General features: G+C 42.9%; 9 protein-coding genes. 2 read left to right on the top strand and 7 right to left on the bottom strand.

The window, feature by feature from the left end; all coding sequences use genetic code 11:
* The first annotated feature begins 7 nt into the window (after nt 1-7).
* A complete protein-coding gene (locus OCU50_RS18380) occupies nt 8-2,122 on the top strand; it encodes a type I secretion system permease/ATPase (protein ID WP_060469145.1) in 2,115 nt (704 codons plus the stop codon).
* A gap of 127 nt (nt 2,123-2,249) precedes the next feature.
* On the opposite strand, the gene OCU50_RS18375 is transcribed toward OCU50_RS18380, so the two are convergent.
* The 4 genes from OCU50_RS18375 to OCU50_RS18360 all read right to left on the bottom strand — a co-directional run bounded on the left by OCU50_RS18375 (nt 2,250) and on the right by OCU50_RS18360 (nt 8,746).
* Complete coding sequence (locus OCU50_RS18375; protein WP_060469144.1) at nt 2,250-3,920, bottom strand: DUF342 domain-containing protein; 1,671 nt, start codon at nt 3,918-3,920, stop codon at nt 2,250-2,252.
* Nucleotides 3,921-4,307: 387 nt separating this feature from the next.
* Nucleotides 4,308-6,455, bottom strand: coding sequence for a tRNA(Met) cytidine acetyltransferase TmcA (locus OCU50_RS18370; protein ID WP_060469143.1), 2,148 nt, complete (start codon nt 6,453-6,455; stop codon nt 4,308-4,310).
* Between the two features lie 93 nt (nt 6,456-6,548).
* Complete coding sequence (locus OCU50_RS18365; protein ID WP_060469142.1) at nt 6,549-7,523, bottom strand: ParB/RepB/Spo0J family partition protein; 975 nt, start codon at nt 7,521-7,523, stop codon at nt 6,549-6,551.
* Nucleotides 7,524-7,528: 5 nt separating this feature from the next.
* Nucleotides 7,529-8,746: a ParA family protein gene (locus OCU50_RS18360; protein WP_017057700.1), complete on the bottom strand. Its 1,218-nt coding sequence runs from the start codon at nt 8,744-8,746 to the stop codon at nt 7,529-7,531.
* A gap of 1,248 nt (nt 8,747-9,994) precedes the next feature.
* On the opposite strand from OCU50_RS18360, the gene OCU50_RS18355 reads away from it, so the two are divergent.
* On the top strand, nt 9,995-11,974 hold the full coding sequence (locus tag OCU50_RS18355; RefSeq protein WP_060469141.1) for a replication initiator protein RctB domain-containing protein: 1,980 nt from the start codon (nt 9,995-9,997) through the stop codon (nt 11,972-11,974).
* A gap of 391 nt (nt 11,975-12,365) precedes the next feature.
* Here OCU50_RS18355 and OCU50_RS18350 read toward each other — a convergent pair whose 3' ends face one another.
* From OCU50_RS18350 to OCU50_RS18340, 3 genes are read right to left on the bottom strand one after another with little or no spacing between them, the layout of a single operon-like run.
* Nucleotides 12,366-12,848, bottom strand: a complete 483-nt coding sequence (locus OCU50_RS18350; protein ID WP_060469140.1) for a hypothetical protein — start codon at nt 12,846-12,848, stop codon at nt 12,366-12,368.
* Entirely contained in the window at nt 12,845-13,777 is a 933-nt protein-coding gene (locus tag OCU50_RS18345; protein WP_060469139.1) for an ATP-binding cassette domain-containing protein, read from the bottom strand. The genes OCU50_RS18350 and OCU50_RS18345 overlap by 4 nt, the downstream gene beginning before the upstream one ends.
* Before the next feature lie 9 nt (nt 13,778-13,786).
* On the bottom strand, nt 13,787-14,611 hold the full coding sequence (locus tag OCU50_RS18340; RefSeq protein ID WP_060469138.1) for an ABC transporter ATP-binding protein: 825 nt from the start codon (nt 14,609-14,611) through the stop codon (nt 13,787-13,789).
* Nucleotides 14,612-14,713 lie beyond the last annotated feature (102 nt).

The raw sequence follows: 14,713 nt of genomic DNA, 5'->3' as shown, positions 1-14,713 counted from the left end.
ATATCGCATGCAAGATCCACTATTAAACTCACTGATCTACGTTAGCCGATATTACGGATTAGCTAACTCACCCGAAGCGTTGATCAATGGGCTGCCACTATCAGACGGTAAGCTAACCCCTTTCCTATTTCCACGTTCTGCTGAACGTGCGGGGTTAGTGGCAAAAGAGAACCGCTCCGACTTAGAAAATATCCCTCACCTGATTCTGCCTGCCGTTCTATTGCTAAAACAAGGCGAGGCATGCGTTCTCAACAGTATCGACATTGAAAAACAAGAAGCTGAAATTATCACAGCGGAGAGTGGAATGGTGCCGATCATCATTCCTGTCGAAGAGCTGAAAGAGCAGTTCATTGGTCGTTACTTCCTAGTAAAGAAACAGTTTCGCTATGACGAACGATCACCCGAAGTTTTAAAGACTCGTAAAGGACACTGGTTTTGGAGCACCATTTGGGAGTCTAAAAATATTTATCGTGATGTGTTGATCGCCTCTATTCTGATCAACATCTTCGCCATTGCTGCGCCAATGTTCACGCGTTTGGTGTACGACAAAGTGGTGCCCAACCTCGCATTTGAAACGCTCTGGGTGTTGGCGAGCGGTATTTTTGTGGTCTTCCTTTTTGACCTGCTTTTAAAATTAATGCGAAGCTACTTTATTGATGTCGCTGGTAAAAAATCCGATATCCTAATTTCCTCAAAATTATTCAGTAAAGTATTGGGCATTCGTATGGAAGCAAAACCAGCTTCTGTTGGCGCTTTCGCAAAAAATCTGCAAGAGTTCGAATCAATTCGTGAGTTCTTCACCTCTGCAACCATCGGCTCGTTAATCGACTTACCCTTCGCAATCATGTTTTTGGCTTTAATCTGGTTGATGGCAGGAAACCTTGTGTTTGTTCCTGTCACAGGTGTAGTCATTCTGGTCATCTATGCGCTGTTAATCCAGGGCCCATTGCGTCGCACAATTGAAGAAGGTTCTCGTCTCGCTTCTCAAAAATACGCGAACTTGATTGAGAGTTTGGCAGGACTAGAAACCGTCAAACTGTTCAGTGCTCAAAGCCAGTTTCAATTCCGTTGGGAAGAAGCCGTTGCTCACATGGCGAATTGGAACATTAAAAGTCGCCGCATTACCGACAGTATCCAAAACACCGCTGGCTTTGTTCAGCAAAGTACCAATGTTGGGATGATCATCTTTGGTGTGTATCTAATTGCAGAAGGTGAACTTACCATGGGTGGATTGATTGCAGCAACGATGTTGAGTGGTCGTGCGATTGGTCCTCTGGTTCAATTATCACTGCTTTCAACTCGTTATAACCAAGCAAAATCATCGATGACCTTGATCGAACAAGTAATGTCGATGCCAGACGAGCAAGAAGAAGGTAAGCGTTATATTCACCGTCCTATTATTCAAGGTCATATTGCGCTAGACAAAGTGACTTTCCACTACCCGGACGCTCCAATGGCTTCTATAAGGGATTTGACTCTGAATATCACTCCAGGTGAAAAAGTGGCCATCATTGGTCGTATTGGTTCAGGTAAAACGACTTTAGAGCGCCTTATTATGGGCCTATACAAGCCCACAGAGGGCCATGTGCGTATTGATGACACAGATATGGAACAACTACACCATGTCGATGTAAGACGTAATATAGGCTGTGTACCACAAGACAGTAATCTATTTTATGGCTCAGTAAGAGACAACATTACCTTGGGGCGTCCTTTGGTGGATGACCGTGATGTGATGGATGCAGCTAACCGTGCAGGTGTGACAGCTTTTACTCAGCAAGATCCTGCTGGGCTAGAGCGTCAGGTCGGCGAGGGGGGAGGATTGCTATCAGGTGGCCAACGTCAATCTGTCGCGATTGCTAGAGCCTTCCTAGGACGACCACCGGTCTTATTGATGGATGAGCCAACCAGTGCCATGGATAACCGCTCAGAAATGCACATCAAGCATCAGCTTAGCCAATTGTTACCAAGTGAGACCTTGATTCTAATCACTCATAAGACTTCAATGTTGGACATTGTAGATAGAGTGATTGTCATGGAAAAAGGAAGCATTATTGCCGATGGTCCAAAAGCGCAAGTTTTGTCAGACCTCAAACAAGGAAAAGTAAGAGCTGCAAGCTAAGCCGGTCTCAAATAAACGAGCCAAAATTTAAGACATAAGTAAAAATAAAGAGAGGGAGCATCAGCTCCCTCTTTTTATTTATTCAATTAGATAGAAAAGTAAATCTGCCTTATTCAGCAGTGTTCAGTCACAAGGAGATATCTTCTTGTTCCATCTTGAACGTACATTGGATCTCGTATTGATTGAATGAGAAGACACTTCCGCCATGCGTTCGTTTGGTTGTGACCGTCTCATCACCAAACTGAATCGTGACTCGGGTATATACTTTTTCATGAGCCTCGACTGTACACTCAGCAAGGTTTGTTTCAAATTCTGCCTCTAGCGTGTCCAGTTGTGACTTGGTGCTTTCAATCGCGTGATTGTTCTTTTCTCGTTGCTGTTCAATGGTCAACGCTTGCTCTTCGCTTCTCTCAGCTTTTGGTTGCTTTTTGAATTCTAGCTCTTGGCGAATCACATCCATGGTTTGTTCTTGGGCGTGTTTATAGGTTTCCTTCAACTCGGCTATCTTTTGTCGGTATCCATCGTAACGTGCAAAACCGTGAACCTTGGTTGCGGTATCTCCCTCAACCCCTAAGAAAACACATTCCACTTTTCCGCCGACTTTAGCAGCACCGCCACTGAGTGTACCGTGCTTCTTCAAAGCATCCATCACGATAAGATTCTTACCACATCGAATGTCATTACTCATGCTATGTACGCCAAGTCGAATATCATTCACCGTTTGTAGCTCCGCATTCTGCGCATAACTTGCGGTGATGGAGCCTTTGCTAAATACCTTGCAGCTTTTAGGATCGCCCTCTTTGGTCGTGTGGCCAATAATTCCTTTCGCGACTTTAATATCTCCTTGAGCTTGAACTTCTGCCGATTCGATAAAACCACCGACAGTAATACTTCCCGTTGCCTTAACTATCATCCCCGGTTCAATATTTCCAGAAACAAACACATTACCTTTAAATTTAACGTGTCCGGTTGATACATCAACATTGCTAATACACAGGGCGTCATCGACTTCAATGGTTCGTTCTTTGATAATGGGTAAACCAGAGTATGAAGCCAATAATAAATTGGGATCGTCAGGAGAAATATAAGTGCCCTTTCCAGGTTTGATTAAAATATCTTGTCCTGGGAGCGGTGGGATAATTCGACCTTGGACCGTAAAACCAGCAATACCTTTGGTGGCTGGCGTTCGCTTCATCAATTGGTCATCTTTACCAACGGTAATAGTCTCGCCCAAATCTCGCATATCAATCTTGCCAACATCTTCACTATGAGGTTTCAATACTTGGCGGGTAATATCTTCAACCAAAGCGGTAAACTTAGCATCTTTCCCCTTCACGGGTTGAGTGCCCTTCGCTACTGGCTGAGTAAACTTTTCACCAGGCTTAAGCTTACCACTCATCATCAGTACTTTTCTGAGCGCTAACTTATTGATGCCTTTTGTTATGTGCGCCTGAGCTAAGCAGTGAATGATATCGCTGCCACGTAATACGTTCCCATGATATGGCCCAGTAACCACAAGAGTGGCGAGCATCTCATCATCAGACACTTCAACCTCAACACTTGCATTACGAACTTCGGCAATCAAAACGCCTTCGTACGCTTCACCCTTGCCTTCTTTAGCAAGAACAACAAAACGCAACACCTCTTCTTCGAAAATAAAATAGTTAGATGCGCCTAACGCTTCCAAGGCTGGTGATAGTGTCTTGTTGTCAAAGTTTGCGTCAACCACTATTCCCGACGGAAGACACGCAATCACTTGTTGCTTATCTTCTGATAATGTAACGATGTTATCCCACATTCGAATTGAGTATCCCTAATGACTCAGTTATTAATTAGTCTATATAATTCGTTCTGACCTTAAAATCACCACATTTGAATAATCAGCGTTACATCACTTACTTTTGATTCTGCAAAGATGACTTATAAATAATATTGAGCTATTTAATCATTCGCTTCTCTATTACAGATAAAGAGAGGCTAGCTTCGTTGGCAAGCAACCACGTGAACAGGCTGCCTAACCAAAATAGCAATTGATAAGCGCGGAGCCGGAGTCGCAAGGCTGGTAATTTTGACAAAGATAAAAAACACGAATGCAGTTTAACGCAACACCTATATTGATGCTTAGTTTACAGTGTAAATCTCTTATTCAAATTTACACTGTAAATCCATTTAGAATTCAGCCCCTCTATTTACAGTGTAAATTTGACACTAGAAAATCGATATTTTGTCGAAACTGAATCTCGGCTTGCTTGCGCCCAACAAGATTGAATTGGTCGATACAAGTCCCCCATTCTTTTTGTTGCACAACCTTTGCGATGAGTAAATCAGAAACAGCAGAGTCTTGCACTCTAAAAGACGGGGCTTGAAAACCAACGGAATCACGAGCGTTATCTAGCAAAATTAATTTCAATACGCTAAAGCCAATACTGTCATAACTATTGCCGCCCTCTACATAATTCCTGACTAATTGAATTTCCAACTCGCTCACTGCGCATACACTCTTAGGCAATAATGCGCGTACAATATCAACTTCAAGAGAAGACAAAGAACCCGACACGAGAAAACAATAACTATTTTCAAAGTGGCTTTGCAGTTGCTTAATCCAATCCCGAGCATTTCCGTGAAGCGGTTTAACCATCAGTACCGAGTGACAGCCACTTGCCTGATCGCGCTGGTGGCCAATATGAACAGGTACAAAATCGTTATCGCGCCAGAATGAAATCAACTCACTAGTGGCACCGAAGCTTGTCGCTAGATAATCCGCTTGGCTGGTTTGCTCTGATAATTTAGCCAACATCCAACGGCCAATGCCCAGACCTTGATGACGAGTTGAAACTGCAATGCGCATCACTCGAAGACAGCGACTAGTCGCCGCTTCTCTGCAGCCAAGTTGGTTTGCCAGTAGCACAGGAGCAAGGTGCCCTTGAGGCCTGCGTTTTCCAATTTGAATCTGAGCAATCAAATCTTTATCTAACCCACCCTCTTCCGTCACCAACATACAACCTAAGCACTCACCTTGTAGCCATACTGCGTACAAATGAATTGCAGGATTATCAAGAAACTGCATTAAGTCATTGGGTGACGTCTGATAATGAGCGTCAACTAACAGAGAAAAGCACTGTTGAAGCTTTACTGGGTTAATCAAACAGTCGGCTTTTGACAACGTGATCAAGTTTAAGTGACTCATAGCATCACCAGAAACATCACCTAAATTAGCAATATCGCTAGCAACCAAATCACTAGGCGGAACATCGTTGCTAAGCAGGAAGCAGTCAAACAGCCAACACTCTAGTGGATCGTCATTGTTCCACCGGATGGGTTGTTCAAGTTTGTACCCCTTCCAACCCGGGCGATGTTCCGATAGCCAAGCCTCAAACTTAATTCCGAACCCTCGCCCACTGCCTTCGTATCCGTGAACCGTAGTTGAAAAAACCAAACGATGATAAATACCAGCCATAGATTTGAGCATAGGGATTGGAATAGCAGCCGCCTCATCAACCAACAACAGATCGCAATCAGGCTTAGATTTGAGTAATTCATCTGGCGCAACAAACCTTAAGCTTCCACCTTGATAGCGAATGTGGGTAGCGTTAATCAATTCGCAAGCGTCAAGTCGCTGTAGCGCATGAGAAAAAACGGGCTCGATGGCTCTAACAGTAGGTGCTGTAACAATAATATTTAACCCATGGCGCTCAACCAAAAGCTGTGACGCCGCAATACCAAGTGTCGAACTTTTTCCACGACCTCTATCGGCGGTCAGAATCAAGGGGCGCTTTCGACGGCCAAACATAACTTTCTTAACCAACTCAATCGCCGTGTTTTGCTGTTCAAATCGACCAATACCATTTTTCCGATCCAGTTTTGGAGGAAATAAGCTAGCACCTTGCATGACGCCCGAAGCTTCATCACTCTGCGAAACAGGGATCAGTTTGTCAAAGTGTCCTTTTAACCAACGTTGACCAAACCCCGAACTTCCGTTGAACTCAGGTTTATCGACGCTTGGTGGCAGCACCAACAATAATCCGCTACCAATTAACGAACCCAGTGCAGCGCTAAAACCGTTCGCGTCAAACTGCTCTCTAAAGTCACAAACAAGAACATGGCATTCCCGGCCAAGAAGTTGCTGACCTTTTTTTACCGATGCATGAGTCACACCGTCAAAAGGAACGCCACCAAGCTGGAAAATGGTTTGAGATTTAGCATCTTGAAGGAAGGTGGAAATAGAAGTATTTTGCCAATCTAAATCACCATTAAAGACCACGCCATAGCGGTGATCGTTATGGTCGGCAATGTCAGACAGTGTGTGCAGAAAAGTGTTGGTTGGATTTGTCATAGTTAGCGTCCAGATTTATCTAAACACAGTTTATCACAGCCAAATAAAAAGCCGCATAAAGCGGCTTTAGAGTGATTAGAAAATATCGACAACTTAGTTGAGCTTCGATTCCACGAAAGTTAATATTTCTTGCATTGTTGCATCATCAATTTTCTTAAGGTTCAATGCCAAGTTTGAACCTTTGCGGCTGTAGGAAGCTCGGCCTTTAATAAACTCTACTTTTGGTGATGCTTTCTTCGCAGGCGCAGGAGATAGCTCAAGAATCCAACCTTCCAATGTCTCAGTGACATCTTTAGTTAAGCGAGTAACACCTTGCGCTTCACTTCTCTGCCACACAAAACCTTCAGAAGCATTGCACTTAGCCAGTAATGTTTGTTGTTTTTCACTATCTAGCCCGCCAAATTGTTTATGTAACTTAACAATCGTAGGACGACCAAGATCACTCACATTTGGGTAAGCTTGAAGTAACTCAAGTGGTAAAGCCGCAGCTTTCAATGCGCCACTCACCAAAGCTTCACTGCACTGGAACATTTTCGCGAGTGCCTTTTGATCTTCAGCTTCGCCTTTATCAAGCTTCGCTTGCATCTCTTTACCCTTCTCATATAAAGACAAAGGCTTATGAGCATTTGCGACATCTGATAAGAACTTAGCGTGTTCGCCGTTAATGTTTTCAGCAACATAGATAAGAAATTCTTTGTCAGCTAAAATACATGACATACGACGACGGCTACCATCAAGAACTTCAATCGTGCCATCTTTGTTCTTACGACCAACCGCTGGATATTGCTGACCGCGCTCTTTTAATGTTGTAAGAACATCAGAAAGCGCATGTTCATTTAAGAAAGACTGCTCACGAGCATTATCCTCAAAAACGACCGTTCTAGTTTCTACATCACAAGCAGGGATTCGAACTAGTTCAAATGAAACTAGGTCTTCTCCAGCAACAGAAAGCTCAATCACTTGAGCCTGTTCTTTAGCGGCGGTTTGTGCTTCCTGCGGCGTTGCTACGCGACGCTTGTTTGCTTTTCCAAATAGCTTTGCATTTAAGTCAGATGTTTTAATTGCCATTCTTGTTATCCCTGATTAAGTGAAGGCCAGTTGCTATGTAATACACGCTCTAATTCTAGAGCACTTTTTTGTACCGCATCTTGAGCGACTGCCAGAGTTTTCTTACCACCCTCAAAGTCGCTAACCGTAAGATCGAACACCGTGCTGTAGGTATCGGCACAAGTTTCAAACGCACGGCTTCTTGGAATGGTGGCCATCATTACTTGGTCATTCAGCAGGTAGTTCATTTCAGTTAAAACCGAAACCTGCTTCTTATTGTCGTCTTCAAACATGGTTGGCATTAGACGAACAAACTCAAGCCCTTTCCAATCTTCCGGGAACATCTCGTACACAGTTGGTAAGTGTTGGAAAAAGTTAACCGTTGAAGCCCAGTCTAAACGCTTTGCAGCACATGGGATCAGAAGTGCGTTCGACGCGTACATTGCGTTCCACACGAGAGGGTCTACGTGTGGGCCAGTATCGATCATAATTACATCAAAATCATCGGCGATTTTATCGATAAGCTTCTCTTTTAGAAGACGAACGATATCAAGTGACTGATCTTGAGAAAGGCTTTGCCATGCTTCAGCGTTAAACATCGCATCTTCAGGAAAAGCTGAAATGGTCTTAAGGTTTGGGTATTGAGTTGGCAAGAGCACGCTTTTTCGAAGAAACTCTAGGTCAACATCTTGGTCCTCAGGCACGTTGTCCAACATGATATCAACGGCAGAATAGATACTGTCGTGCTCTGCACCACTGATTTGTGGGTTTAAGAACAGACGTAATGAACCTTGTGGATCCAAGTCAATCAAACAGATACGGTAGCGCTTGTCTAAATTCAAAGATAAACAAGCCGCTAAGTGAACCGCTGTCATTGATTTACCCGTACCACCCTTCTGGTTTTGTACGTTGATAACCCAAGGTTTGTTGTCTGTATGCTGCTTACGTTGATGGAACTTTGGCACTTCAGCCGCGTCCATCAACATGTGTGCTTCAGTCAATGAAATCGAGTAATGATTAGCGTTGTTCTTTGTAAACTGGTGACCATCTGCTTCAAGCTTAGTAATAGCCTCATCCAATTTTCGACGAGTTAAGCCTGAACGAGTTTCCATCATAGCTTTAGACATTGGAGGAAAATGTTCATCACTTCGCTCTTCCAGAATAATCTCAATTCGGTCAGCCTGAACTTGTTGAGTTTGTTCGGCCAGCTGATAGAGCTTATCGATCGTTTGTTCTCTTTTCATTGCCAGTTTCCGTAATGATTAACTAATCATAAAATTGTACAGCAATTAACAGTAAATCCAACAAAAACATGAACATTCATTTATGAGTTAAATCACATAAAATAGACTATGTTATTACAATTAGATGAAACATCGATTTAAACAAACACAAAAAATGGGCGTTTTACCATGCATAATCGTGCTATTTCTTTATTAAATTTAAAATGTTACAGCATCACTTATTTACAATGTAAATGTATTTAAAAGGGGAAAACAGCGGAACGATTGAAATACAACCATAGATTACGGTTCGTGTTAGTTGCATTAAAAATAGAAGGAATCTCAATCAGGCAATGAAAAAATCACAAAGAGGTCAATCGAATGAGAAGTAAACCTAACAACTAAGCATCATAAATAAAGAGTGGAGGAGAGTAACCGGAAGAATGATCATGGGGTACATCACTGGCTTGATAATTGATAAGACGATATTATGAAGCATGATCAAGGGGTAACCTCATAAATATTAATCCAAGTGAATGTTCATTCTAAACGATCAACTTACGGAAAAATGATCAAGTAAATGTAGTACCGGAAGCATATAATTTGAGAGCTAAGTTACGGACAAATGCTTTTGTAATGGGGATTCAAGACTTATCAAGGCTCACAGCTTGGAAATTCAATCTGCACAGATAAATAATACACAAACATGACAATTTCATGATCATGCTTCCTATCTAGTGCGAGTTATCTTTATATACATCATAGCGAGCAGCTAACACGCAATAATGACTAAGTTTTGCATTTGTAAGAGTGTAAACAATAGAAAAATACACTTACTTGATCATTGTTCCGATAAACTAGCCGCTAAAAATATCCACACCGTCGACTAACAAGAGCATGATCAATCTGAGGCTGTGGATAAGCTGTACAAGTACAATGATCATGCTTTCTAAGTAATAATGATCATGCTTACAATGACTTAATGATCATCGTTCTGATTGTTTGTGATCATGCTTTCTTTGGTTTAATGATCATAGTTTCGTGTTCTTTATGATCATGCTTTCCGAAAGGATTTATTTTAATGCTTTTAATTCAGAGGCTTATAAGAAAATTCAGGTCCAGATCATTAGATCACTTAATCATTTAAGATCATATTAATCAAAAAGATCAGTTATTTAAAAGCCAATAAATTCTCTTTATTTATGATCATTCTTTCTTTATCATTCAGGAACTATAGTGATATTACGGTTAGTGTGATACGGATCAAAAATGAAACCAGAAGAAAAATTGTTAATTAAGGCACGAAGCCACAAAGATGGTCATTTATTTGAGGTATCAGAAACAGCCGTAGAATGGATAGAACAATACCAACACTTCAAAGGTGTCACCAAGAGCATAGTTGAACTTCTTAACTTAATTTCACTTCGTGGTTTTAGTAGTAAAGATGGTTATGTCTCTACCACAGAGATTATTGAATCAACCGATGGTCAAGTCACTCGTGCTGCCTTACAACAAAGGTTAAGAGCGGCGGTAAATATTGGTCTTTTTAAACAACTTCCAGTTCGCTTTGAAGAAGGCCTTGCGGGTAAAACTATGCTGCATCGCTTTGTTAACCCAAATCAATTGATATCGGTACTAGGCGCTACTAGCCTAGTCACAGAAAGTGTTAAACAAAATGAAAAGCAAAAGCGTTCCAAAGCTCTTGCTCAAACCAAAGTAAACAAACGTTTATTGAATGAACATGGTCTTAATACCCCACCAACGATGAAAGACGAAGCCGATCAATTCATTGTTTCTCCAACAAATTGGGCTGGGATTATTGATCAGGCACTAGCACCACCAAGAACGCGTAAGAGCTACCAGAAATCGATGGTTTCGATCTCTGGTACTCGAGCTGTTATCGAGACACGATCTTCTAAAAATATTATGACGGTTGATGATCTGATGACACTTTTCGCGTTATTTACGCTAACCGTTCAGTACCATGATCATCACCAAGATGATTACCATCTAGACGCGAAACACACTCCGAACAAAACACCACTCTACATCACTGATATTTTGTCTTTACGCGGCAAGAAAGACAGTGGCCCTGCACGTGATTCGATCCGCGATAGTATTGATCGTATCGAATTTACGGATTTCCAACTGCATGAGCTGACCGGTCGCTGGCTTAGTGAGAACATGCCAGAAGGCTTTAAGAGTGATCGTTTCCGATTCTTAGCTAGAACCATTACTGCATCGGAAGAAGCGCCTACAGAGGGCTCTGACGGCGAAATTCGCATTAAACCGAACCTCTACATCCTTGTTTGGGAGCCTTCGTTCTACGAAGAGTTATTGACTCGTGATTACTTCTTCTTATTTCCGCCAGAAATTCTGAAGCAACATACCTTGGTTTTCCAAATGTATTCTTACTTTAGAAGCCGAATGGCACGTCGCCATACGGATTGCATGTTACTGAGTGAACTGAATCAGAAGCTAGCTCGTAACATTGATTGGCGTCGCTTCTCTATGGATTTGATTCGCGAACTTAGAAAACTGGGTGAAGTTGGAGAGCAGGAAGATACCTTCCTGGTAAACTTGTGGGGTTATCACTTGACGATCACATCGTTGATCGAAAAAGGCAAAACGACCGACTATCAAGTTGATATCAAATGTAACGTGGAAGAAGTACTCCGTTATTCAAGAGCGCGTACCACCAACGCCGGTAAACGCAATATGGCGCCAACGCTACCGAACCCATTACGCAACGAGATGGTTTCCAAGCAGAAATTGGAAGAGCTGTCTGAAATTATTGATGGTGAGTTTGAGCCCATTCAGCGTAAAGCACCGTCGCCAAGAGGCAAATTGGGACGTCGAGTGAAGCAGCGTAAACACTCTGTTGAGATCAACGCTGACGAGATCATGATTACTCTCTCTAGATATACCTCTGCAGAAGCTCTAGAACGCAGTATAACGGCTTTATCAGCGATGACAGGGCACTCACATGCCTCAATCAAAGAAGAGTGCTCAGAGCTTATTGAGAAGCTTGATTGGTTGAGGGTAGGGGAGGATGTTATCCCATACGAAACACTGAGTAAGCTGATTGAGCTATACAACGATCGCGATAGTACCAGCAATCGACACTTGTCGATTGAACGTCTTATCTCTGGCTTGGCGGTACGTCGTAAAGTGTGCAAGCAAGTACACGAAGGTCATTTAGACGAGAATGTGTTCCTAGCGCTTGATGAAATGGCGATAGGCCATTAGACACTATAATTATAAATGGCGAGCTAATTTTTGTCGCGGTGAATAGGTAAGTCGATCATCATTCGATACTGATAATAACCACACCTAATACTGACAAAGCGATGACAATATAACGCACCTAGTTGATTATTATTTATCCCGAATAGACAACCTTTGTCCTTTCTTATGATTAATAGATTGGCTCATATTTTGTTACATCATACTGAATAGATTTTTGCGAGTTCCTCAAGGGACTCGCTTTTTTTTGTTTGAAATTCGCTTAATCATTAAAATTCAATGAATTGGAAAATTCGGCCATGAAGCATGATCAAGGTTAGATCATGTTTGTTATGATTCATACGGCTTGATGGAAAGCACTTAATCAGTTGATATTTGATCGAGAAAGGGCGGGTCAATGAAATTGACGTTGAACACTGCCTTGATCATCGTTCTGGAGCTGACTGGCCATAAAGCGGACATGCGATTCGATCAGTTTTTCTGATTCTTGTTGCCAGCGCGGTTCTTGTTGCTGATTAGCAAACTCCAAAGCGAGTACACACAAGTGTTGTACTCGCTGTGTACACCATCCTTGTAAGTCCGGTTCCGCTTTCGTGTCACAAGAGACTGCCTGAAGCTTGCCATAAGCAAACATTAGGTATTGATATGCTTTTTCTTGGTGATGCGGGTTTTCTTCTGAGTTTCGGTAGAAAGTAAAGATACGCAAGCACCCGTCTAACCAACATGCGATGCCTTTGCTTTGTTCATCTGTGATCAGAGGCCCCCAGAGTGCATCTGGAGGCGTTAAGATCAAAGGTTCCAACCGTTCCACTTGATCATGCTTTCGGTCGTTGTACCAATCTCCGATTCGCTCTAACCAAGTGTCTAGTTCATTCATGCAACATTATCCCACTGTTTTACAAAATGATTATCAGCGACTTGCTTGATTTCATGCTGTATTTCGCTGCTCTGCTCTCGAATACGATCTGCGTCTATGGAATAGTTTGGCTCATTTTTGACGAGTTCGCCAGATGGCAGATCAGGATCCGGCACCGCAGAAATCAACAGTTTCGTATATGGGTGCTGGGGATTCGTTAAGATCGACTGGGTTGATCCCCATTCAACGATCTGGCCTTTGTACATCACCGCTGTCTCTTCTGCGATGTAGTGCGCGGTAGCGAGGTCGTGGGTAATGTACAAGAAGCCAATTCCTAACTCTTTCTTCATTTTTTGCATTAGATTGAGCACGCCAAGTCGAATTGAAACATCTAACATCGAGGTTGGTTCATCGGCAAGGATGACTTCAGCTCCAACCGCGAGCGCTCTGGCTAGGTTAACCCGCTGTCTTTGGCCGCCGCTGAGCTCGTGAGGGTATTTCACCAATGTTTCGATGGGTAACTCCACCAGCGTTAACAACTCCTTTAGGCGCTCTTCTAGAGCCGATTTACTGGCGACTTGCTTGTGAATCTTAAGCGGGCGCGTTAAGTGGTGCTCAATGGTATGAGTTGGATTGAGGGAACCAAATGGATCTTGAAATATCATTTGCACGCGGCTGCGGTAATCCAAAGTATCTTTACGGCAGTTTAGCTGAGAGATGTCTTTGCCATTGAACAGGATCTCTCCCTCTGTCGCAGGGTAGACCTTAGTCATTATTCGTGCACATGTACTTTTCCCGCAGCCTGACTCGCCAACCAATGCCAGCGTTTTTCCGGCATAGATATCGAAACTCACACCATGTAGTGCTCTGAATATTTCTTCTTTACCAAAGCCACCACCCACGGTGAACTCTTTGACAAGGTTTTTTACTTGGATAATTGGTTGTGACATAGAGCTCTCCTAGCACGCCGTAGCGTGAGTTTGTTGGTGAATATTCGGGAATGAACTCCATAGCTTTTGGGTGTAGGAGTGTTGAGGGTTGTTACGAATCTCATAGGCTTGATTGATTTCAACAATTTGGCCGTGGCGCATGATGGCAATGCGGTCGCACAGTTGGCTCATTAATGCCAAGTCATGGGTGATGAAGAGTATCGAGAATCCAAATTCCTCTCTGAGTTGGTGTATCTGTTGCAGGATCTCACGCTGTACAACCACATCCAGTGCCGTTGTCGGCTCGTCCATGATGATTAACTTGGGGTTGAGCGCAAGAGCTATGGCTATCACTAAACGCTGGCGCATGCCGCCACTAAACTGGTGGGGATACTCGGTCAGTCGGTGACGTGGGATATTCACTAGGTCGAGTAATTTTTCTGCGCGATCTTTGGCTTGTTCATTGTTCATGCCTTTATGATGACGCAGCACATCCGCAAACTGCTCTTCGATAGTTAAAACGGGGTTGAGCGAGTTCATGGCGCTTTGGAATACCATCGCGATCTCGCTCCAACGCAAGGTATTCAAATGGTTGTCCGACAAGTTCAACAGATCTTGTCCGTCAAAGACTATCTGACCTCCAGAAATGAAAGCTGGCGGCTTATGCAGGCGGTTAATGGCAAACGCGATGGTACTTTTTCCACAGCCAGACTCTCCGGCTAACCCAAAAATCTCGCCTTTGCCTATGCTAAAGCTGACGGACTTGACCGCGTTGAAATCACCGTCGTCGGTGATGTAGTCGACACATAGATTCTTCACTTCGAGAAGTGGTGTATCCGAATTTTCCACAGACATGATAAATACTCACTTATGATATTGATAACTATTATCATTAACATGAAGTGAATTTAGTGAAAGCGATGAGCACAAAAAGAATGAAGTGCCTCGAAATTTATC

Origin of the sequence: Vibrio toranzoniae (assembly GCF_024347655.1) — a bacterium.
GTDB lineage: Bacteria > Pseudomonadota > Gammaproteobacteria > Enterobacterales > Vibrionaceae > Vibrio > Vibrio toranzoniae.
The sequence above is the reverse complement of the archived record's forward strand: the minus strand, read 5'-3'. Positions and strand labels throughout refer to the sequence as shown.